The sequence below is a fragment of the Pseudomonas sp. BE134 genome (assembly GCF_031456105.1).
In the GTDB taxonomy this organism is placed as follows: domain Bacteria; phylum Pseudomonadota; class Gammaproteobacteria; order Pseudomonadales; family Pseudomonadaceae; genus Aquipseudomonas.
In genome coordinates this window covers 54,306-76,441 of sequence record NZ_JAVDUA010000018.1, presented here as the reverse complement: position 1 = coordinate 76,441, position 22,136 = coordinate 54,306, and the positions used below count along the sequence as shown (strand labels likewise).

The following is a 22,136-nucleotide window of genomic DNA, read 5'->3' as shown; positions in this document are numbered from 1 at the left end:
GTGAAGGTTTTCCGGAAAAACTATGATTATCTACTTTCCTTAGCAGTGCCGCATTTAGCGTATCAGTAGACACATTGATTCTATTTGCAAAAGCTATGTTCATCATTAAACACCCCTAAATCAGAATATTTTAATCCAGAACCAGGGCGCTTTAGATTGCCATGCCTGCATCGTTCGACTGTCGACATTGCCCCGCTGCACAATAAATCTATCGATCCAAAGGCGGCTTGCAACTTCCGCCCATTCGTAAAAATTACTTTGATCAAAACAAGACATGTTCACCAACACCCGAATACTCCCACACGTACCTGTCCAACCCCTGAACACACACCCAGAAACATCCCGAACCATTGAAACCACCCCCCACCTGCCCCATCTAACACCCATACCCAATACGCAGGTGCCCCATGAGCGACCAGCAAGAATTCCCCGAAGACCCGAGCGACGACGCCGAAGCAGAGCACACCGAACACCACTCCACCGGCAAAGGCCTCGCCCTGCCCGGCCAGAACCTGCCGGACAAGGTCTACATCATCCCGATCCACAACCGCCCGTTCTTCCCGGCCCAAGTGCTGCCGGTCATCGTCAACGAAGAACCGTGGGCCGAGACACTGGACCTGGTCAGCAAAGCCGATCACCACTCCCTGGCCCTGTTCTACATGGACTCGCCCCAGGAAGACCCGCGTCATTTCAACACCGGCGCATTGCCGGAGTACGGCACGCTGGTCAAGGTTCACCACGCCAGCCGTGAAAACGGCAAACTGCAATTCGTCGCTCAGGGCCTGACCCGGGTGCGCATCAAAACCTGGCTCAAGCACCACCGCCCGCCATACCTGGTGGAAGTCGAATACCCGCACCAGCCGACCGAGCCGACCGACGAGGTCAAGGCCTACGGCATGGCGCTGATCAACGCGATCAAGGAACTGCTGCCGCTCAACCCGCTGTACAGCGAAGAGCTGAAAAACTACCTCAACCGCTTCAGTCCCAACGATCCGTCGCCGCTGACCGACTTCGCCGCCGCCCTGACCTCGGCCACCGGCAGCGAGCTGCAAGAAGTGCTCGACTGTGTACCCATGCTCAAGCGCATGGAAAAAGTCCTGCCGATGCTGCGCAAGGAAGTCGAAGTCGCGCGCCTGCAAAAAGAGATTTCCGCCGAAGTAAATCGCAAGATCGGCGAGCATCAACGTGAGTTCTTCCTCAAGGAACAACTCAAGGTCATTCAGCAAGAGCTGGGCCTGACCAAAGACGACCGCAGCGCCGACATCGAGCAGTTCGAGCAACGCCTGACCGGCAAAGTCCTCTCGCCGCAGGCGCAGAAGCGCATCGAAGAGGAAATGAACAAACTGTCGATCCTCGAAACCGGCTCGCCGGAATACGCGGTCACCCGCAACTATCTCGACTGGGCGACTTCGGTGCCGTGGGGCGTGTACGGCGAGGACAAACTCAGTCTCAAGCACGCGCGCAAGGTGCTGGACAAACACCACGCCGGCCTCGACGACATCAAGGACCGCATCCTCGAATTCCTCGCCGTGGGTGCCTATAAAGGCGAGATCAGCGGCTCCATCGTGTTGCTGGTCGGCCCGCCGGGCGTGGGTAAAACCAGTGTCGGCAAATCCATTGCCGAATCCCTGGGCCGGCCGTTCTACCGTTTCAGCCTGGGTGGCATGCGCGACGAAGCCGAGATCAAGGGCCATCGCCGCACGTACATTGGCGCACAACCGGGCAAACTCGTACAGGCGTTGAAAGACGTCGAAGTGATGAACCCGGTAATCATGCTCGACGAGATCGACAAGATGGGCCAAAGCTACCAGGGCGACCCGGCCTCCGCGCTGCTGGAAACCCTCGACCCGGAACAGAACGTCGAATTCCTCGACCACTACCTGGACCTGCGTCTGGATCTGTCGAAAGTCCTGTTCGTGTGCACCGCCAACACCCTGGACTCGATCCCCGGCCCGTTGCTCGACCGGATGGAAGTGATTCGCCTGTCGGGTTACATCACCGAAGAAAAAATCGCCATCGCCAAGCGCCACCTCTGGCCCAAGCAACTGGAAAAGGCCGGCGTGTCCAAAGGCAGCCTGAGCATCAGCGACAGCGCCCTCAAAGCGTTGATCGACGGTTATGCCCGTGAAGCAGGGGTGCGCCAGTTGGAAAAACAACTAGGCAAACTGGTGCGCAAAGCCGTGGTGAAGTTGATCGACGAACCAAAAGCGGTGATCAAACTCGGCCCCAAAGACCTTGAAGCCTCACTCGGTCATCCGGTGTTCCGCAACGAGCAAGTGCTGTCCGGCACCGGAGTGATCACCGGTCTGGCCTGGACCAGCATGGGCGGCGCGACCTTGCCGATTGAAGCGACCCGAATCCACACGCTAAACCGTGGCTTCAAACTCACCGGACAATTGGGCGACGTGATGAAAGAGTCGGCGGAAATCGCCTACAGCTACGTGAGCTCCAACCTGAAGTCGTTTGGTGGTGATCCGAAGTTCTTCGACGAGGCCTTCGTCCACCTGCACGTCCCGGAAGGCGCCACCCCGAAAGACGGGCCGAGCGCCGGCGTGACCATGGCCAGCGCCCTGCTCTCGCTCGCGCGCAACCAGCCGCCGAAAAAAGGTGTGGCCATGACCGGCGAACTGACGTTGACCGGGCATGTTCTGCCGATTGGCGGGGTGCGCGAGAAGGTGATTGCGGCGCGGCGGCAGAAGATCTTTGAATTGATCTTGCCGGAGCCTAACCGTGGCAGCTTTGAGGAACTGCCGGACTATCTGAAGGAAGGGATTACCGTGCATTTCGCCAAGCGTTTTGCGGATGTGGCGAAGATTCTGTTCTGACCTCGTAATCTGATCGTTCCCACGCTCTGCGTGGGAATGCATCCTGTGACGCTCTGCGTCACGCTTGTGATGGGACGCGGAGCGTCCCGGGCGGCATTCCCACGCAGAGCGTGGGAACGATCATCTCCCGCAGCTTCGTCACACTTTGTCTCATCTTCAGTTATGCTCGCCGTTCGTCGTGAACGCCGGAGCCGCTGACCCTATGTCCCCCATCCGCCTGTTGGTTCTCCTCGCCCTGTCCTTGCTGGCCGCCTGCGCCTCGCAACCGAAACAGAACGTGACAGTGGTAAAACAAAGCCAATGCCCGGTGAAACTGAACAACGGGCAAAACCTGATCCTGACCCTGCCCAGCAACCCATCCACGGGTTACCGCTGGGCAATCCAGGATTCGGCCGGTGGTGTGCTGCATGCGCTTAGTCCCGAGGTGTATAGCAACCCGGAGGACGCCGGCATCGTCGGCAGCGCCGGCCTTTCGACCTGGCGTTTTCAGGCGTTCACCGCCGGCACCGGGCGCTTGCGTCTGACATCTCAACAACCCTGGGCCCCGGAGGTATTGCCAGTGGAAACTTTCGATTGCGCGATCTCGGTTAACTGATCGTGGGCTGGCTTATTCTGGCGCTGATGGGCGCGGTGACTTTTCTGTATGGCGTGAGCATGCAGGCAACGTTGCTCTGCCTGCTGGTCAAACCCATGCCCGTGTTGGCATTGCTCGGTTGGCTGCATGACGCGCCGCCCGGCGACTATCGCCGCTGGATCAGCCTTGGCCTGATTTTCTCGCTGGTCGGCGATGTATTGCTGGCGTGGCCGGGGGATCTGTTTGTGTTTGGCTTGGGCGCATTTCTGGTCGCACATCTGGCTTATCTCAAAGCCTATTTGAGCGATTGCCGGCGGTTGGCGGTGTTGCCATTGGTGATTGCGTTGGGTGTCGGCGCGGTGCTGCTGGGGATTTTGATTTCCCATGGACTCGGTCCATTGCTGATCCCGGTGATTGTTTATGGTTTGGCCATCAGCGCGATGCTCTGGCGGGCACTGGCTCGACTGGGCACTGAAGTCCCCAAACGCTCGGCACTGCTGGCAGCGGCAGGTGCGGTGGCGTTTGTGTTCTCTGACAGCGTGATTGGTATCAGCCGTTTTGTAATGCCATTCGACGCAGCGCCCTATGTGATCATCCTCAGTTATTGGCTGGGGCAATGGGGGATTACGGCGTCGGCGTTTCATAAAAACAAACTGCAACTTAGCCAGTTTTCATAACCATAAAACTGATATTTCATCTCGAAACATTATAAAAAACAGTTAAATATGACAGTAGCTCAGATTTTCTAGCCTATTTACTATCCCGGTGGCGTTATCCCACCACGAATGTAAACCAAGGAAGATAATAATGAGATTTTTCAAAAGCAAAAATTCGGTGAGTGCACTTGCAATGGACCCCTTTGTCTCCGTCAATTGCGATATTAAAGCCACGGTTTCACACCGCGTGGAGTTTCATACTCAAAACATCCAGTTTTACAAAGACAATGACAGCAACCGGATTGGCTATATTGGTCGTTCCTATGAAAACGGCTTTGCCGATTCCAGCAAAGGGATGATGTTTGAATTTACCAGTGACATTCAATCCGGCACCTATTCACCCGAAGACTCTAACTTTCCATTTGACACATTCCAATATTATGAATCTGGAGCTAACGACGACTTTTCGACTTCTTACACCTACAAACCCGAAAGCGGCTCTATTACCGTCGAAGTAGTCCAGAGCGACTCCGAGGCATTGCGCTACCTCATCAACTTTGACTTCAAAGGCAAAGACCACAGGACCGAAGAGCTGAAGATCACTGGTAAAGCTATACTCAACGTTTTCACGCGTCCTAGATGATCTCGCTCTAAACAATGAATGACCAAGTCTCTCTTCTCGACCTGGTCATTCATTTGTCTGTTCCAAATGCTCTCTACACCCAAGACCCCGTCCGCCCCCCTTCCGCAAATCCCCCACGGTTTATCAGACAACCCGCGCATCCCCCCGTCAATTTGGCTAAAATGCCGGCCTTTTCCACCAACGCCGCTGGAACCGCCGTGAGCAAAGAACCCGATCGCCTTTTCGCCCAGCCTTTGGCCCAGGTACCTGACTTCGCCTTTAACGAGGACGTGGTGCGGGTGTTCCCGGACATGATCAAGCGCTCGGTGCCGGGTTATCCGACCATCGTCGAAAACCTCGGCGTGCTCGCCGCGCAATTCGCCCAGCCCAATAGCGTGCTCTACGACCTCGGTTCGTCCCTCGGTGCCGTGACGCAGGCCTTGCGTCGTCACGTGCGCACCGACGGTTGCCGCGTGATCGCTGTGGATAACTCGGCGGCGATGGTCGAACGCTGCCGCGAATACCTCAATGGTCAGGACTCGATGTTCCAGGAGTTGCTTCCGGTGGACGTGATCGAAGGCGATATCCTCGCCCTTGAGTTTCAACCGGCCTCGGTGGTGGCGCTGAACTTCACCCTGCAATTCATCGCCCCGGAGCAGCGCACGGCATTGCTGTCGCGCATCCGCCAGTCGCTGTTGCCGGGTGGCGCGCTGATCCTGTCGGAGAAGCTGCGTTTCAACGATCCCGAAGAACACGCGCTGCTCACCGATCTGCACGTCGCCTTCAAACGCTCCAACGGCTACAGCGAACTGGAAATCGCCCAGAAGCGCAGCGCCATCGAAAACGTCATGAAGCCCGACAGCCTCGAAGAACACCGCGAGCGCCTGCTGGCCGCCGGGTTCTCGAAAGTCGTGCCGTGGTTCCAGTGTCTTAACTTTGCCTCGTTGATTGCCTTGCCATGATTGATCTGTCCCCCCTCGCCCGCCGTCTGGCCGGTACACCGCTGGCCGAATGGGCCAATACCCTGCAAGCGCAACTCGACAAGAAAATGGAAAAGGGTCATGGCGACCTGGAGCGCTGGCAGAGTGCGCTGGATGCTTTGCCAAAGATTCAGCCGAGTGAAGTCGACTTGCTCAATGGCCTGATGCTGGACACCGATTGCGACGACGCAACCCGTGCGCAAATGCGTACTGCGCTGATGGGTTTATCGCCGTGGCGCAAAGGACCGTTTGATCTGTTTGGCGTGCATGTCGACACCGAATGGCGTTCTGACTGGAAATGGTCGCGCGTCGCCCCGCACCTGAATCTGAAGGGCAAACGCATCCTCGACGTCGGTTGCGGTAACGGTTACTACATGTGGCGCATGCTCGGTGCCGGGGCTGACAGCGTGATCGGCGTTGACCCGAACTGGCTGTTCTTCTGCCAGTTCCAGGCGGTGCAACGCTACCTGTCCGAACCCAATGCCTGGCACCTGCCGTTCCCGTTCGAGGACCTGCCGCCGGAGCTGGAAGGCTTCGATACGGTGTTTTCCATGGGCGTGTTCTACCATCGCCGCTCACCAATCGAGCATTTGCTGGCGCTGAAGGATTGCCTGGTCAAGGGCGGTGAACTGGTGCTGGAGACACTCGTGATCGAAGGCGATCAGCAACAGGTACTGGTGCCGGAAGACCGTTACGCGCAGATGCGCAACGTGTGGTTCCTGCCATCGGTACCGGCGCTGGAGCTGTGGTTGCGGCGTGCCGGGTTTACCGACGTGCGTTGCGTGGATGTGAGCGTGACCACGGTCGAAGAACAGCGCGGGACGGAGTGGATGAAGTATCAGTCTTTGAGTGATTTCCTGGACCCGGACGATCACAGCAAAACAATTGAAGGGCTGCCTGCGCCGATGCGTGCGGTGATCGTGGCCCGCAAATAAACCCTCCATCTGCGCACTAATGGAGATCCAAATGTGGGAGCGAGCCTGCTCGCGATAGCGGACTGACATTCAACTCTGATGCTGGATGTTAAGGCCTCATCGCGAGCAGGCTCGCTCCCTCAGGGGTCACTGTTCAGTCTGCGGGCTTGGCTCTTCGGGCCTTGAAGAACTCGCTGAGCGCCGCCCCGCACTCCTCCGCCAACACCCCGCCTTCAAACAACACCCGATGATTGAGAAACCCCTGGGTGAAGAACTGCCCCTGACTCTGCACAATCCCGGCCTTGGGCTCCAGCGCGCCGTACACCACCCGCGCAATTCGCGAATGCACGATCAACCCGGCGCACATGCTGCACGGTTCAAGTGTCACGTACAGCGTGCTGCCCGGCAGGCGATAGTTGCTCGCGGCCAAAGCAGCAGCGCGGATCGCGACCATCTCGGCATGCGCACTCGGGTCGTTGCCGCTGATCGGGCAATTGAAGCCGCGGCCGATGATTTCCCCGTCTTGTACCAGCACCGCGCCCACCGGCACTTCGCCAAGCGCGGCCCCTTGAGCGGCCAGGGCCAGGGCTTCGCGCATGAAGTCGCGATCACGGCTGCGGTCGATGATGGCGGCGGGACGAATCTGACGCATCACGCCACCTCGATGGCGGCCATCAGGCCGGTTTCCATGTGATCGATCACATGGCAGTGGAACATCCAGATGCCCGGGTTATCGGCAACCAACGCCACTTGCGCACGCTCGTTCTTACCCAACAGATACGTGTCGGTGAAGTACGGAATGACCTTGTGCCGGTTCGAGGCAATGACCTTGAAGCTCATGCCATGCAAATGAATCGGGTGCTGATACTGAGTCATGTTCTTCAATTCGAAAATGTAGCTCTTGCCCTTCTCAAGCTTGGCAATCGGCCGGTCGGCGCAGGTCTTGTCGGTGATGTCCCAGGCTTTGCCGTTGATTTGCCACAGGCTCGGCGGTTTGCCGTTGTCCACGTTCACCGACACCGAACCCACCCACTCGAAATTGAAGTTGAGTTTCTCGGCATTGGCCAGGTCCGGCTCGGCCACCGGGTTGGCGGGCAGCGCGGACGGCCATTCGGTCGGTGCATCGCTATTGGCCACCGAACGGAACGTACCCAAGCGTACCGGACCGTTGCGCAGGGACAACTCTTCACCGGCTGGCGGAGCCTTGATCGCCAGACAAATACGCATGCCTGGGCCTAGCCAGTACTCCTTGCCCAGCGGGCGCGGCTCGATGGGGTTACCGTCCAGTGCGTAAATCTGCGCTTCAACGCCGGGAATGTTCAGGCGATACGTCAGCGTGTTATCGAGGTTGAGCAGGCGAACCCGGGTGATCTGTCCGGCAGGCAAATCAATCACCGCTAGCGGGACGCCATTGATGGTCGACAAGCGCCCGGCCGTACCACCACGGGCGGCTTCGCGAGGAATGCTGAAGGGCAGGAAAGCGCCCTCCTCATCGACGTGCCAGTTCTTGAGGCTCAAGGTTTTCTCGTACTTGAAGCCTGTGGGCTCACGCTCTTCGACGATCAGCGGGCCCACCAGCCCGCGACCGAGCTCTTCACTGCTGTTCACGTGCGGGTGATACCAGTAGCTGCCGGCATCGGGTACGCGGAATTTGTAGTCGAAGTATTCACCCGGCAGTACCGGCAATTGTGAGACGTAAGGTACGCCGTCCATCTCCAGCGGCAGGCGGATGCCGTGCCAGTGAATGGTAGTCGCTACCGGAAGATGGTTGATGAAACGCACCCGCAGCCACTCGCCCTGACGTACCCGCAACTCGGTCCCCGGCGCCGACGGGCCGAACGCCCAGGCTTCGGTCTTGTGCCCGGCCACCAGCTCAACGTCCAGCGGTGCGGCAATCAGCTCATAGTCGTGGCCAGCGGCGGCGTCGGCCATTTTGCCCAGCCAGTAGCGCGATGCCCCCCCTGCTCCGACACCAACGACAACAAGACCGGCCAGGCCACCGAGGATTTGGCGACGGGTAAAGGACATGAACTCAACTACCTCACGAATCAGCGTCAGGCGCGGGGCCTGCAAAAGGCGAATACGATACACCTGCGATTGGGAAACAGTAAGGGTGACCTGTAGCCGCACATCACCTGTGGGTATAACTATGTAGTGCACAAGCCTTGAGCAAACGGGTCATCCTCCAAGCCCGGTTCTCAAGGAAAGAGAGTGCAATGAACTCCACAGAAATACATCCGCTACCCAACGCCGCCGACAAGGCGGCCCTTAAGGTCATCGCCACCCGCATTATCCAGACCTGCCCAAGCGTAAAAGACACCGCTCATGAGGTCGCCGGCAATTTACTGAAAAAGTACGCCATCACCGGCCTTGATCCGGATCAGGTGTACTTCCACCGCTTTGACAGGGCAGCCAGTAACTCGAAAACCTTCACCGGTTGGGAACACTGGGCGCCAACGTCGTCCATGACCTTGACCCAACTGGTGATCCACCGGTTTCGCGCCACCGATCAGGACAATGCCGACCTGCTGGATATAAACGCAGGTTTTTACTGCGCAGGCCCAAACGCCAGCATCTTCAATGAAACCAACGAAGTGCGCCTGCATGGCAACGACGTGCTGAAGTACTTCTGGAGCGTCGATATCAGCTCGTTGTACACCAAGCGACTGACTGCCTTCTGGAACGATTGCGGTGCCGATTTTCGCACCCTGGCCAAGTGCAACTTCCTTATCAAAGCCGTGCAGGCACGGGACAAACGCCAGTTGAGCGATGAGGACTTTCAGTTCGTCACAAACGCGGCCATCGGCCCGTTCACCTGGCCGGTCAGCCTGCAGATGCTGCGATCTCGACACTCTGGCTCCGACAGTGTTCGAACCCTGGATGTCGCCGGTTACGCCTCCACCCATATTCTTCGTTTTCTCGCGCCCAAGGGCCGGCAGATTGTTTACCTGCCCGGTGAAGCCAATGGCTTTCAGGTGCTTGAAACCGCAACGGACATGCACTTCTGGATGTTGCAGCGGATGAATAAGGAAGACGCGCGTCAGACATTCATGACGCATTTTTCCCTGGCCGATCGGCAGGATATCGCCACCAACATTACCGACATCATGAATCGGCTGGTCAGCACCTGGGGCAAACATGACCATCACCTGATCAACCAGAAAAATCGGGTCATTGCCGGTGATGTCTTCTCCTGGCTACGCGACTCGACCAAAGACTCGATGGTCGCCGAGGCCGAACTCACGCTGACTTCCAATGGCGATCTGCGGAAAAAACTCTGGATCGGTTACCTCAGCGCCGGGGTGAAAGTGTTTGGCCCGCTCGCGGTCGTCGGCTGGCCAGTCGCCTTGCCAGTGATCGGCGCCAGTATTGCCAACATGGGGTTGAACATTGATCAGGCGGTAAACGGCAAAACCGCTGAAGAACGCAAGGCCGGCATCATCGGCGCGGTGATCAGCGGGATTGATGTGCTGTTCAACCTGCCCTTCCTCAAAGGCCCGGGTTCGCTCACAGAAGTCGGCGCCGAAATCGAGGTTGCCGAGGCTAATGAAATGGCTGATCTAAAGGAGACGACTCAACCGGCCAGCAGCCCCGAAACACCACCGAGCGAGGTCCCCGTTAAAATGCCGGACACTACCGCGTCTACGGTCAAGGTGCCGGAATCCTTCAAGATCGATGTCTTGCTCGACGAAGACACATTGGTTCACGAATCCGGCAAATTTCAAGGCATCTATCGACTTCCCTCCAACCCTTCGTCCGCGATCAAGCTCAACGGCAGCGCGTATTACGTGCGTTATGAATTCAGTATCAACGGCCGTGGGGCGTGGGCAATCATCGACCCGGCGAACCCCAATGCATTCCACGGATCGATTCCCGTACGTTTTAACGCGGCGGGCAAATGGGAAACCATCCCGCGACCGGGGCTGAGGGGCGGAATGATCGTACCGCCTGATACTGCCACCGGCACAATCGGCGAGCCCGTCGTCGAAGAATGGGCGCGAACGCCGGGCGTTCATATTCCCGGCCTTGAAGATCCGGAAATGAGGGCCTGGGCACTCGGTGGGCCCGACGCGCGCGGTCAGTTCAGGAGGCTGTGGACCATCGGCGGCATTGACGTGCGCAGCGTGCTCGGGACCGATGTAGATACGGTCGGCGCCCGCAGTGTGTTCATGTCTCCTGACGACGAGACCATAGAATCCTGGAGCGAGTTCGAGATGGCGCAGGAGGAATCCCGTAGCACGCTGATCAGCGATGCAAACGCCGACCACGAACTCAATCCTCCTGTACCCCGTCTGCCGGTATCGTCCTCACATTCAATAAACACACTGACGGAACTGTTCGATAGCGCATTCACGGAAAAACCGGGGCTGGTCTTTGGCGAGAGTCGCGGCAGCATCGGCAGTAAACAGTTACTGATCAAAAACATGCCCGGATTTGCACAGCGTGGGGTGAAGACACTGTATTTGCAGAAACTGCTGGCCAACGTCAATCAGCTCGATCTGGACACCTTCGCAAGAACCGGCGAAATGCCCGAGGAGTTGGAAAACTACCTGAGAAAACTCGACATCGAGGCCGGTAACGATCCCGAAGGCAGGTTCAATCTGCTGACACTGGTGAAAGCCGCCAATGCCCAACGTATACGGGTTCAGGCCATCGATATGACGACGACCTTCAACATCAATGAAGGCCCGGCTTTCGCGGATCTGAATGGTCAAATGGTGAGAAGTTTTTTTGCCAGTGAGGTCATTCAGGCCAATGAAGAATGGAAGGGCCCGGCTAAATGGATTGCCTTGGTCGATCAGGAACACATGGCTAGCTTCAGAGGCTACAGGGGCATCAGTGAACAGGCCGACGCCTTGAGCGTACGAGTGGATGACGTGACGCCTGGTTCGGCACAACCCATCGGCTCAGATCCCGGGTTAGCGGTGGAGTACGCAGACTATCCGGGATCTCCTGTCCATGAAGCAGTGGCCGGGCTCGAAGACTTCGACAGCATTCAGGCACTGATCAAAGGCGACTGGCGGGTTCAAGTCGCAACTCCGTGGGCCTTCAGAACCGCGCAAGAACTGCGAGCCATATTGTCGGAGCCAGGGATGTTCACCTTTCAGCGCTACAGAAGCAGCGTGCTGGTGGTGTATCGCAATGCCAACGGTCAAATGGCGGACAGCGTGATCAGAATGACTCCTGGCGGCAGGATCAATCTGGATACTCCGCTTCGGCCGGCCTATGACACCATGACGGTGGATAGCTACAGTGAGCTCAAACAAGCTCTGATAGAAAAAGGCATGCAACCGATGGGCTGGCCAGAAGTGGCTGACAACGCCGAGGGCGCCGCATCTGTACTTGAGGACCTTGTTCACGCGAGACCAGAAGTCCAGCCGCCGACCATACCCGAGCACTGGCAAGCCAACGAATTGCTGGAAGGGTCAACACCCGAAACAAGTCCAGGGAAATTCCAGGGTATCTATCGACTCAGTGGCAATCCCTCGGCTGCCATCATGATGAATGATGCGGCCTATTACGTGCGTTACGAGGCTGACATTAATGGCGGCGGTCATTGGGCTGTCTTTGATCCGGAAAATCCTAATGCCCCCACCGGATCCATACCGATACGCTTGAATGCTCAGGGTGAGTGGGAGTTGCTATAAATCCGGTTGATGGGTGGCAGCAATGACCTCCCCGACCGCAAAATCAAAAAGGCCCCGTGAACTCGCGTTCACGGGGCCTTTCAGGTGTTACAGACGTTCAGTCAGACCGGGATCACTCCCACTCAATCGTCGCCGGCGGCTTGCTCGACACGTCGTAAGTAACGCGGGAGATACCTTCGATTTCGTTGATGATGCGGCCGCTGACGGTTTCCAGCAGTTCGTAAGGCAGGTGCGCCCAACGTGCGGTCATGAAGTCGATGGTTTCCACGGCACGCAGGGCAACTACCCAAGCGTAACGACGGCCATCGCCAACCACGCCAACCGATTTCACCGGTTGGAACACCACGAATGCCTGGCTGACCTTGTGGTACCAGTCGGCCTTGCGCAGTTCTTCGATGAAGATGTGGTCGGCGCGACGCAGCAGGTCGGCGTATTCCTTCTTCACTTCACCGAGGATCCGCACGCCCAGGCCCGGGCCCGGGAACGGGTGACGGTAGACCATGTCATACGGCAGGCCGAGTTCCAGGCCCAGACGACGGACTTCGTCCTTGAACAGCTCGCGCAGGGGTTCAACCAGCTTGAGGTTCATTTCTTCCGGCAGGCCGCCCACGTTGTGGTGCGACTTGATCACGTGAGCCTTGCCGCTTTTGGCGCCAGCCGACTCGATCACGTCCGGGTAGATGGTGCCTTGGGCGAGGTACTTGATGTTGTCCAGCTTGTTGGACTGGGCATCAAACACGTCGATGAAGGTACGGCCGATGATCTTGCGCTTCTTCTCCGGGTCGGACTCGCCGGCCAGGTTGTCGAGGAACTGATCTTCAGCGTTGGCGCGAATCACTTTGACGCCCATGTTCTCGGCGAACATGGCCATCACTTGCTCGCCTTCGTGCAGACGCAGCAAGCCGTTGTCGACGAAGACACAGGTCAACTGGTCGCCAATGGCTTTGTGCAACAGCGCGGCAACCACCGAGGAGTCCACGCCGCCGGACAGGCCGAGCAGTACGTTGTCGGTGCCGACCTGAGCGCGAACCTGAGCGATGGCGTCTTCAGCAATTTTCGACGGCGTCCACAGCGCTTCGCAGCCGCAGATATCGAGAATGAAGCGCGACAGGATGCGACCGCCTTGCTTGGTGTGGGTCACTTCCGGGTGGAACTGCACGCCGTAGTAGCCGCGAGCGTCGTCGAACATGCCGGCGATCGGGCAGCTCGGGGTGCTGGCCAGGATGTGGAATTCCTGCGGCATCCTGGTGACCTTGTCACCGTGGCTCATCCAGACGTCGAGGCCGAACAGGCCGTCAGCGTCGATGTGGTCTTCGATGCCGTCAAGCAGGCGGCTCTTGCCGACCACGTCAACGCGAGCATAACCAAACTCACGCAGCTCGGAACCTTCGACCTTGCCACCCAGCTGTTCAGCCATGGTCTGCATGCCGTAGCAGATACCGAAGACCGGTACGCCCAGGTCAAACACCGCTTGCGGACAGCGCGGGCTGTCGGCGACGTGCACGGACTCGGGGCCGCCAGCGAGAATGACGCCTTTTGGCGCGAATTCGCGAATCGCTTCGTCGTCCATGTCGAACGGATGCAGTTCGCAGTACACGCCGATTTCACGCACGCGGCGAGCGATCAGCTGGGTGTACTGGGAACCGAAGTCGAGGATCAGGATGCGGTGAGCGTGAATGTCGAGGGACATGGGAAAAAACTCAAAAAGCAGTTGCTAGCTTCAAGCTGCAAGCTGCAAGTAGTCGGAAGCTGCGCGGTAGGTGCGTAAACGCAGTACCGCTTGCAGCTCTTAGCTTGTGGCTTATAGCTGTCGGCGTCAGCCGACCCGATAGTTTGGCGCTTCTTTGGTGATTTGTACGTCGTGTACGTGGGACTCGGCCATGCCAGCACCGGTGATTCGCACGAACTCAGGCTTGGTGCGCATTTCTTCGATGTCGGCACTGCCGGTGTAACCCATCGAGGAACGCAGGCCGCCCATCAGTTGATGGATGATGGCGCTCAGGGTGCCCTTGTAAGGAACACGCCCTTCGATGCCTTCCGGAACCAGCTTTTCGGCGCCTGCCGAGGAGTCCTGGAAGTAACGGTCGGAGGAACCTTGAGCCTGGGACATGGCGCCCAGCGAGCCCATGCCACGGTAAGCCTTGTACGAACGACCCTGGAACAGTTCGATCTCGCCCGGTGCTTCTTCAGTACCGGCGAACATCGAGCCCATCATCACGCAGGAAGCACCGGCTACGATGGCCTTGGACAGGTCACCGGAGAAACGGATGCCGCCGTCGGCGATCAACGGAACGCCGGTGCCTTCAAGGGCAGCGGCGACGTTGGCGATGGCACTGATTTGCGGGACGCCGACACCGGCGACGATACGAGTGGTGCAGATCGAGCCAGGGCCGATACCGACCTTGACCGCGTCAGCGCCCGCTTCGGCCAAGGCCAGGGCGGCGGCGCCGGTGGCAATGTTGCCGCCGATGACTTGCACGTCAGGGAAATTCTCTTTGACCCAGCGAACGCGGTCGATCACACCTTTGGAATGACCGTGAGCGGTATCGACCACCACCACGTCAACGCCGGCGTTGACCAGGGCAGCGACGCGGTCACCGGTGTCTTTACCGGTACCGACGGCAGCGCCCACACGCAGACGACCTTGATCGTCCTTGCTGGCCAACGGATAAGCCTTGGCTTTTTCGATGTCGTTGACGGTCATCATGCCTTTGAGGGCGAATTTGTCGTCGACGATCAGTACGCGTTCGATGCGGTGTTTGTGCAACAGCTCGCGAACATCGTTTTTGTCGGCGCCTTCCTTGACCGTGACCAGACGCTCTTTAGGCGTCATCACTTCACGGACGGAGACGTCCATACGGTTCTCGAAACGCACGTCACGGGAAGTGACGATGCCGACCAGGTCGCCATCGTGCAGTACCGGAACGCCGGAGATGTTGTGCATGCGGGTCAGTTCGAACAGTTCACGAACCGTGGCATCGGCCTCGATCGTGATCGGGTCCTTGACCACGCCGGCTTCGTAACGCTTGACCTTGCGCACTTCGGCAGCTTGCTGCTCGATGGTCATGTTCTTGTGGATAATGCCGATGCCACCTTCCTGAGCCATGGCGATTGCCAGACGGGCTTCAGTGACGGTGTCCATGGCGGCAGAAACCAGAGGAATATTCAGCTCGATGCCACGGGTTAGGCGGGTCTTGAGACTGACTTCGTTAGGAAGCACCTCGGAATAACCAGGCACTAGGAGAATGTCGTCGAATGTCAGAGCTTCTTGGCTGATACGCAGCATCGCGGGGGCTCCCGAGCGGGAAAATGGAAGCGCGCCATTATAGTCAGACACCCCCTCGGGTTCAATGTAAAACTCTGTCTATTATTAGCATTGCTGATATACGGGAATTGTCGCGGCCTACAACTCGACTTTCACCCAACTCACCGGGTGATCCAGCCAATCGGCAAATTCGTCGATAAAGCTTTGCTTGAACCCGGCTTCTGCCCAGTTGTTGAAGATAAACCCGAGGTTGGAAAAACCGCATTCCTGCAAGAACAGGAACCCGTTGATGTCATCTTCATGCCCGCATTCGGGACAGGTGAAATTATCGGTGCGACCCGGCATCCAGTCTTCCAGGCTTTCAAAAAGCGCTTCGCCGACTTCCTTGCGGCACTCGGCGCAGCCGGCCTCCTCAAGGAAACCTTTGGCCGGCGTATAGATGCAGCGCTTGGTGACGATCTCCAGGCCATTGACCGGCTCGCCAAACGGCAGCGCTTCGGGATACAGCACCACAGCCCGGGCACCGTCGGCGATGGCGTGGGCCATGCGGTTGCCGGTACGGCCGCAGGTGGTCAATTCTTCCTGGACGATGTTCTTGCGCACCAGCCACCGCACCACCGCGCGAGCCCGGGGTTCGTGTACCGGCAACGTGGAGATTTTCGGGACGATGATGCTTTGTGAATTCATGGATGCAGACCTTGCAAGTACTGAATGTTCACCCTTGTGGGAGCAGGCTCGCTCCCACAGGATTTTCGGCCGGCAGCTTAGTACCTGACACTCTCAGGTCAAGTGCTCAGATAGCGCCCGATCAAGGCAATCCCGCTGGCCAGCACCAGCCAGGTCACCAGCCGCACGAACGCCTCACGGGACAATCTCATGGTCAACCGCCGCCCGATCCACAGTCCCAAGGCCATGGCTGGCAACAAACACAGCGCCAACACCAACAAGGGTAGCTCGGCATACACACCCGCGACGGCAAACAGGCTCAAGCGCACCACCGTGCTGCAACTGATCAGCGCGCTCTGGGTCGCGCGGGCCGCCTCTTTGGGCAGGCGACTGTTCAAATAGATCGCATATAAAAAGCCACCACTGCCAAACAACGCCCCGAACATCCCGCCCACCGTGCCCGTCGGAACGGCCCAACCGGCGGATAACTGCGTCGGACGGGCTTTGACCCACAGGCTGTAAACCGCATAGGCGCTGATAAACAGGCCCATCAACAGCAGCAACACATCGGATTTCAGGTTCAGCAGAAAGATCACCCCCAGCGTGCAGCCCACCGCCATGCACGGCAGTAACCGCAGCAACTCGGGTTTCGCCACATCACGTCGCGAGGGCAGCAAATTGCCGAACGCCGCGACAAAATCCAGCAGCACCAGCAATGGGACGATCTTCGACAGCGGCATGAACAGGATCAGAATCGGCCCCGCCACCAGCGCCGTACCGAAACCGGCGATGCCGAACACGATATAAGCCAGGGCGATGCCCAGCCCGATGACCAGCCAATCCGTTGTGCCGAAGGGCCATTGGTGCAACAACTCAAATGCATTCATTCCATGTCTTCCTTGAACCCGGGGCCACGACTTTACCCCTGTGGGAGCGAGCCTGCTCGCGATAGCGGTTTAACATTCAATATTACTTCCGACTGACACACCGGTATCGCGAGCAGGCTCACTCCAACAGGGGATTTTTGTTGATGCATGGAGATTGATCGCCGAATGCCTTTAAACTGCGCCCCATGATTAAAGATCCCTTTGCAAGACTCGGCCTGGACCGTGAAGTCCTGACTGTCAGCCAGCTCAACGGCCGCGCGCGGGTGTTGCTCGAAGACGTGTTCAGCAATATCTGGGTCGAAGGCGAAATCTCCAACCTCGCCCGCCCGGCGTCGGGCCATGTGTATTTCACCCTCAAGGACAGCGGCGCCCAGGTGCGTTGCGCGCTGTTTCGGCAAAATGCGGCGCGGGTGCGTCAGGCGTTGAAGGATGGCCTGGCCGTCAAAGTCCGGGGCAAGGTTTCGTTGTTCGAGGGACGTGGCGACTATCAACTGATTCTCGACACCGTGGAGCCGGCCGGTGATGGCGCGCTCCGTCTGGCCTTCGATGCCTTGAAGGAAAAGCTCAGCGCCGAAGGCCTGTTCAGCGCCGAGCGCAAAGTGCCGCTGCCGGCGCATCCGCAACGCATCGGCATCATCAGCTCGCCGACCGGCGCGGTGATTCGCGACATCATCAGCGTGTTCCGCCGCCGAGCACCGCAGATCCAGCTGACGCTGATCCCCACCGCCGTGCAAGGTCGCGAAGCCACCGCGCAGATTGTCCGCGCACTGAAACTGGCAGATGCCCGTGGGTTCGACGCACTGATCCTGGCCCGTGGCGGCGGTTCGCTGGAAGACCTCTGGTGCTTCAACGAAGAAGCGGTGGCCCGTGCCGTCGATGCCTGCGTCACGCCGATTGTCAGTGCCGTCGGCCACGAAACCGACGTATCGATCAGTGACTTCGTAGCCGACGTCCGCGCTCCCACGCCGTCCGCCGCCGCCGAACTGCTCGCGCCGGATTCCAGCGATCTGGTGCGTCGGGTCGAAAGCCTGCATCGCCGACTGGTGATGCGCATGCGTGACCGCTTGATGCGCGACCGGCTGCGTCTGGAAGGCGTCTCCCGCCGCCTGCGCCATCCGGGCGAGCGTCTGCGTCAGCAAGCACAACGTCTGGATGACCTGGACATGCGCCTGCGTCGCGCGTTCGAAGGCAGCCTCAATACCCGTCGCGAACGTTTGATTCGTCTGGAAACCCGTCTTGCCGGGCAACATCCCGGCCGGCAATTGGCGATGCTCCGCCAGCGCCTCGACAGCCTCGCCGAACGCCTGCTCCGTGCGATCCGCGAAGGCCTCAAGTCGCGGCGCCTGCAACTGCAAAGTCAGGTGCAGACGCTACAGGTGGTCAGCCCGCTGGCGACACTGGCCCGTGGCTACAGCATTCTGCTGGACGAACGCGGCAACGCGATCCGCAGCGCCGGACAAACCCACAACGGTCAACGCCTCAAAGCCAAACTCGGCGACGGCGAACTGCAAGTGCGGGTCGAAGACAATCACCTGACGCCTGTCACCCTTTCTTTACTGGATTGATCCATGCCGCGTTTTTTAGCTTCGCTGCTCTTGCTGTGCCTGACCGTCAACGCCCACGCAGACAGCTACATCACTCGCCTGTTGAACAAACCGGTGCCGGGCGGCGTGGCCGTGGTGGATCTGGGTGCTTCAGCCCAGGCGCCGAAAGCCAGCTATCAAGGCAAGCCGGTACTGGTGGTCAAGGAACAGAACAACTGGCTGGCGATTGTCGGTGTGCCGTTGACCGTGAAACCGGGCACGCAGCAACTCAGCAGCGGCGGTCGTAATCTCAGTTTCACCGTCGGCAACAAGAAGTACCCGGAACAGCACATCACCCTGAAAAATACGCAGCAGGTCAATCCTGACCCGGACAATCTCAAGCGCATTGAGCGCGAACTGGCCGTGCAAATCGCCGCCTACCGCACGTTCAGTCCGAATACCCCGAGCAACCTTCTGCTGGACAAACCGGTCAACGGGCCGCTGTCGAGCAAGTTCGGTGTGCGCCGGTTCTTTAATGGTGAAGAACGCAATCCGCATTCGGGCCTGGATTTCGCCGTGGGCGCCGGCACACCGATCAAGACCCCGGCCGCGGGCAAGGTGATTCTGATCGGCAACTACTTCTTCAACGGCAACACGGTGTTTGTCGATCACGGGCAAGGCTTTATCAGCATGTTCTGCCACATGTCGAAAATCGACGTGAAGGTCGGGCAGCAACTGGCCCGTGGCGGGGTGGTCGGGAAAGTGGGGGCGACAGGCCGCGCGACCGGGCCGCACATGCACTGGAATATCAGCCTGAATGATGCGCGGGTGGATCCGGCGATTTTTATCGGTGCGTTTCAGCCCTGATTAATCGGTGAGGCTGATGGCCTCATCGCGAGCAGGCTCGCTCCCACATTTAATCGCGGTCTAATGTGGGAGCGAGCCTGCTCGCGATGGCGGCGTCACAGACACCAACTATTCAGCCTCAAGATCCTCGATCCCATGGGCTTCCCTGTCTGCCAGACAATGCTTGATCCAGGTCTGGGTTTCCTCTGAGAAGCCGGTCAACTCTTCAGACGTGATCAACTCCCGCGCGCACAATCCAAGCAAGTGCGACCGAGCCTCATGCCGTGAAAACCTGAACACCCCAAACGCCCAGTACAACTCCTTTTGCCTGGACTGAAGCAGCTCTTCAGTGGCTTCAATCCGCTCGTAAGGCGGCAGGCTTTTATCCAGCACGGTGCGCTCGACCTCCTCCATGATCCGGATGCACATCCGCTCATGTGCCAAGGGGCGCAACGCGCTGTACCGCTTCCAGTCCGACTCGTTCATGTCCGGCTCCTGCCTTGTTCAAGGCTTTAAGCATAGCTGCGCTCAGCGGGAAGCCCTCCCAACACTACAATTGCGCAGTGCTCAAACCTCGCGCAATCATCCAAACAATCACAGGAGTCCACAGCAATAAAATCTCGATAAAATCGACTTTCCGGGTATTCCTATCAATTTTTTTCGACCGCTTGCCATCCTTCACCCCCGCGGTTAGGGTTGAAGGCATGAAGACCTCTCACACCCTCATTCAGCTTCGCCAGCACCGCAGCCTGTGCCTCGTCAGCGCACGACTGCCGGGCTGAATCGCGGTGCGTCGCTCCACGCTTTTCCCCAAGAACATTTGATCCACCGGCAGGCCGCCTTTTTTCGGCCCACACAATAAGGATTCCCCCGATGAGCATGCTCAAAGATCCGTCTTCGAAATACCGCGCGTTCCCGACCATCGACATCCCGGATCGTACCTGGCCGTCGAAGACCATCACCGCCGCGCCGATCTGGTGCAGTTCCGACCTTCGTGATGGCAACCAGTCGCTGATCGAGCCAATGGATGCGGTCAAGAAATTGCGTTTCTGGAAAACCCTGGTGTCTGTCGGCGTGAAGGAAATCGAAGCCTCGTTCCCGGCCGCTTCGCAAACCGACTTCGACTTCGTGCGTACCCTGATCGAAGACAATCACATCCCGGACGACACCACCATTCAGGTGCTGACCCAGGGCCGTGAAGACTTGATCGCGCGCACCTTCGAATCCCTGCGCGGCGCGAAAAAAGCCATCGTTCACCTGTACAACGCGACCTCCCCTTCCTTCCGCCGGATTGTCTTCAATCAGGACAAGGACGGGATCAAGGAAATCGCCGTCAGCGCGGCCAAGCTGTTCGTCAAATACGCCGCCATGCAACCGGACACAGAGTGGACTTTCGAATACTCGCCAGAGACGTTCAGCGCCACTGAGCTGGAATTCGCCAAAGAAGTCTGCGATGCCGTGATCGAAGTCTGGAACCCGACGCCTGAGCACAAGATGATCCTCAACTTGCCTGCGACCGTCGAATGCGCCACCCCGAACATCTACGCCGACCAGATCGAATGGTTCGGCCGCCACATCAACCGTCGTGACAGCGTGATTATCAGCCTGCACACCCACAACGACCGTGGCACCGGTGTCGCCGCCACCGAGTTGGGCCTGATGGCCGGCGCCGACCGTGTCGAAGGCTGCCTGTTCGGCAACGGGGAGCGTACCGGTAACGTCGACCTCGTGACCGTCGCGCTGAACCTCTACACCCAGGGCGTTCACCCTGAGCTGGACTTCTCCGACATCGACGGCGTGCGCAAGGTCGTCGAAGAGTGCAACCAGATCCAGGTGCACCCACGTCACCCGTATGTCGGCGACCTGGTCCACACCGCGTTCTCCGGCTCCCACCAGGACGCCATCCGCAAGGGCTTCGCCCAGCAGAAACCGGATGCCCTGTGGGAAGTGCCGTACTTGCCAATCGACCCGGCCGATATCGGTCGCAGCTACGAGGCGGTCATCCGCGTCAACAGCCAGTCGGGTAAGGGCGGTATCGCTTACTTGCTGGAACAGGAATACGGCATCAACTTGCCACGCCGCATGCAGATCGAGTTCAGCCAGGTCGTGCAGCGTGAAACCGATCGCCTGGGCCTGGAAATGACCGCTCAGCAAATCCACGCGCTGCTGCACAGCGAATACTTGCAAGCCAACACCCCGTACGCGCTGGTCAGCCATCGCCTGCAGGAAGAAAACGGTCACAGCGCCGTGGAAGTTGAAGTCTCCGGCAAAGGTCAGGGCGAGAACAACCTGCACTGGCGCGGCAAGGGCAACGGTGCACTGGAGGCCCTGGTGGCCGGCCTGCCGATCCCGGTGGAGATCATGGACTACAACGAACACGCCATCGGCGCGGGCACCAATGCCAAGGCTGCGGCCTACATTGAACTGCGCGTGAACGGTGAACGTGCGGTGCATGGCGTCGGTATCGATGAAAACATCACCACCGCCAGCTTCAAGGCCCTGTTCAGCGCGCTGAACCGCTCGCTGAGCCAGCCGGAAGCGAAAGCGGCGTAAGCCCTTCGCTGAAATGCAAAAGGCCCCTAGGTGCGAACCTCGGGGCCTTTTTGTTTGCCTGTATTTTTTGTATCGCCTGTCATGGCCTCATCGCGAGCAGGCTCGCTCCCACAGTGGGCTTTGGGTGTTCACAAAATCTGTGTTCACAATAATCCAATGTGGGAGCGAGCCTGCTCG

General features: G+C 58.7%; 17 protein-coding genes. 10 read left to right on the top strand and 7 right to left on the bottom strand.

The genetic code is table 11. The features are described 5' to 3' along the window. Window positions 1-407: 407 nt before the first annotated feature. The 6 genes from lon to cmoB all read left to right on the top strand — a co-directional run bounded on the left by lon (window position 408) and on the right by cmoB (window position 6,592). Window positions 408-2,825: an endopeptidase La gene (lon, locus tag J2Y56_RS16400; RefSeq protein WP_310351406.1), complete on the top strand. Its 2,418-nt coding sequence runs from the start codon at window positions 408-410 to the stop codon at window positions 2,823-2,825. 202 nt (window positions 2,826-3,027) lie between these two features. Further along, window positions 3,028-3,420 carry a protease inhibitor I42 family protein gene (locus tag J2Y56_RS16395; RefSeq protein WP_310351404.1) on the top strand — a complete coding sequence of 131 codons (393 nt, stop codon included), beginning with the start codon at window positions 3,028-3,030 and terminating at the stop codon, window positions 3,418-3,420. A gap of 2 nt (window positions 3,421-3,422) precedes the next feature. After that, window positions 3,423-4,076, top strand: coding sequence for a lysoplasmalogenase (locus tag J2Y56_RS16390; protein WP_310351402.1), 654 nt, complete (start codon window positions 3,423-3,425; stop codon window positions 4,074-4,076). Between the two features lie 130 nt (window positions 4,077-4,206). Then, on the top strand, window positions 4,207-4,698 hold the full coding sequence (locus tag J2Y56_RS16385; RefSeq protein ID WP_310351399.1) for a hypothetical protein: 492 nt from the start codon (window positions 4,207-4,209) through the stop codon (window positions 4,696-4,698). A 161-nt stretch (window positions 4,699-4,859) separates the two neighbouring features. After that, window positions 4,860-5,639, top strand: coding sequence for a carboxy-S-adenosyl-L-methionine synthase CmoA (gene cmoA, locus J2Y56_RS16380; RefSeq protein WP_310351397.1), 780 nt, complete (start codon window positions 4,860-4,862; stop codon window positions 5,637-5,639). Beyond that, window positions 5,636-6,592 (top strand): tRNA 5-methoxyuridine(34)/uridine 5-oxyacetic acid(34) synthase CmoB, encoded by a 957-nt coding sequence (gene cmoB / locus J2Y56_RS16375; protein ID WP_310351395.1) that lies wholly within the window; start codon window positions 5,636-5,638, stop codon window positions 6,590-6,592. The genes cmoA and cmoB overlap by 4 nt, the downstream gene beginning before the upstream one ends. Window positions 6,593-6,725: 133 nt before the next feature. Here the strand turns inward: cmoB and tadA are convergent, their stop codons facing one another. After that, entirely contained in the window at window positions 6,726-7,223 is a 498-nt protein-coding gene (tadA, locus tag J2Y56_RS16370) for a tRNA adenosine(34) deaminase TadA (protein ID WP_201193754.1), read from the bottom strand. Further along, complete coding sequence (locus J2Y56_RS16365) at window positions 7,223-8,599, bottom strand: multicopper oxidase family protein (protein WP_310351389.1); 1,377 nt, start codon at window positions 8,597-8,599, stop codon at window positions 7,223-7,225. Before J2Y56_RS16365 ends, tadA begins: the two co-directional genes overlap by 1 nt. Window positions 8,600-8,787: 188 nt before the next feature. Here J2Y56_RS16365 and J2Y56_RS16360 point away from each other — a divergent pair, with 188 nt between their 5' ends. After that, window positions 8,788-12,219, top strand: a complete 3,432-nt coding sequence (locus tag J2Y56_RS16360) for a membrane-targeted effector domain-containing toxin (protein ID WP_310351387.1) — start codon at window positions 8,788-8,790, stop codon at window positions 12,217-12,219. 112 nt (window positions 12,220-12,331) lie between these two features. Here the strand turns inward: J2Y56_RS16360 and guaA are convergent, their stop codons facing one another. The 4 genes from guaA to J2Y56_RS16340 all read right to left on the bottom strand — a co-directional run bounded on the left by guaA (window position 12,332) and on the right by J2Y56_RS16340 (window position 17,037). Further along, window positions 12,332-13,909 (bottom strand): glutamine-hydrolyzing GMP synthase, encoded by a 1,578-nt coding sequence (guaA, locus tag J2Y56_RS16355; RefSeq protein WP_007944241.1) that lies wholly within the window; start codon window positions 13,907-13,909, stop codon window positions 12,332-12,334. Window positions 13,910-14,035: 126 nt separating this feature from the next. Further along, the gene (guaB, locus tag J2Y56_RS16350; protein WP_007944243.1) at window positions 14,036-15,505 is read right to left on the bottom strand and encodes an IMP dehydrogenase; all 1,470 of its coding nucleotides are present in this window, start codon (window positions 15,503-15,505) and stop codon (window positions 14,036-14,038) included. Window positions 15,506-15,622: 117 nt separating this feature from the next. Then, window positions 15,623-16,171: a hypothetical protein gene (locus J2Y56_RS16345; protein WP_007944244.1), complete on the bottom strand. Its 549-nt coding sequence runs from the start codon at window positions 16,169-16,171 to the stop codon at window positions 15,623-15,625. Window positions 16,172-16,269: 98 nt separating this feature from the next. Then, window positions 16,270-17,037 (bottom strand): sulfite exporter TauE/SafE family protein, encoded by a 768-nt coding sequence (locus J2Y56_RS16340; protein ID WP_007944245.1) that lies wholly within the window; start codon window positions 17,035-17,037, stop codon window positions 16,270-16,272. Window positions 17,038-17,222: 185 nt separating this feature from the next. Between J2Y56_RS16340 and xseA the strand changes: the two genes are divergently transcribed. Both xseA and J2Y56_RS16330 read left to right on the top strand, forming a co-directional pair. After that, the gene (xseA, locus tag J2Y56_RS16335) at window positions 17,223-18,602 is read left to right on the top strand and encodes an exodeoxyribonuclease VII large subunit (RefSeq protein ID WP_310351383.1); all 1,380 of its coding nucleotides are present in this window, start codon (window positions 17,223-17,225) and stop codon (window positions 18,600-18,602) included. Between the two features lie 3 nt (window positions 18,603-18,605). Then, entirely contained in the window at window positions 18,606-19,427 is an 822-nt protein-coding gene (locus J2Y56_RS16330) for a peptidoglycan DD-metalloendopeptidase family protein (protein WP_310336465.1), read from the top strand. A gap of 108 nt (window positions 19,428-19,535) precedes the next feature. On the opposite strand, the gene J2Y56_RS16325 is transcribed toward J2Y56_RS16330, so the two are convergent. Further along, on the bottom strand, window positions 19,536-19,892 hold the full coding sequence (locus tag J2Y56_RS16325; protein WP_007944248.1) for a hypothetical protein: 357 nt from the start codon (window positions 19,890-19,892) through the stop codon (window positions 19,536-19,538). A 387-nt stretch (window positions 19,893-20,279) separates the two neighbouring features. Between J2Y56_RS16325 and leuA the strand changes: the two genes are divergently transcribed. Continuing rightward, window positions 20,280-21,959: a 2-isopropylmalate synthase gene (leuA, locus tag J2Y56_RS16320; protein WP_310351381.1), complete on the top strand. Its 1,680-nt coding sequence runs from the start codon at window positions 20,280-20,282 to the stop codon at window positions 21,957-21,959. Window positions 21,960-22,136: the final 177 nt, after the last annotated feature.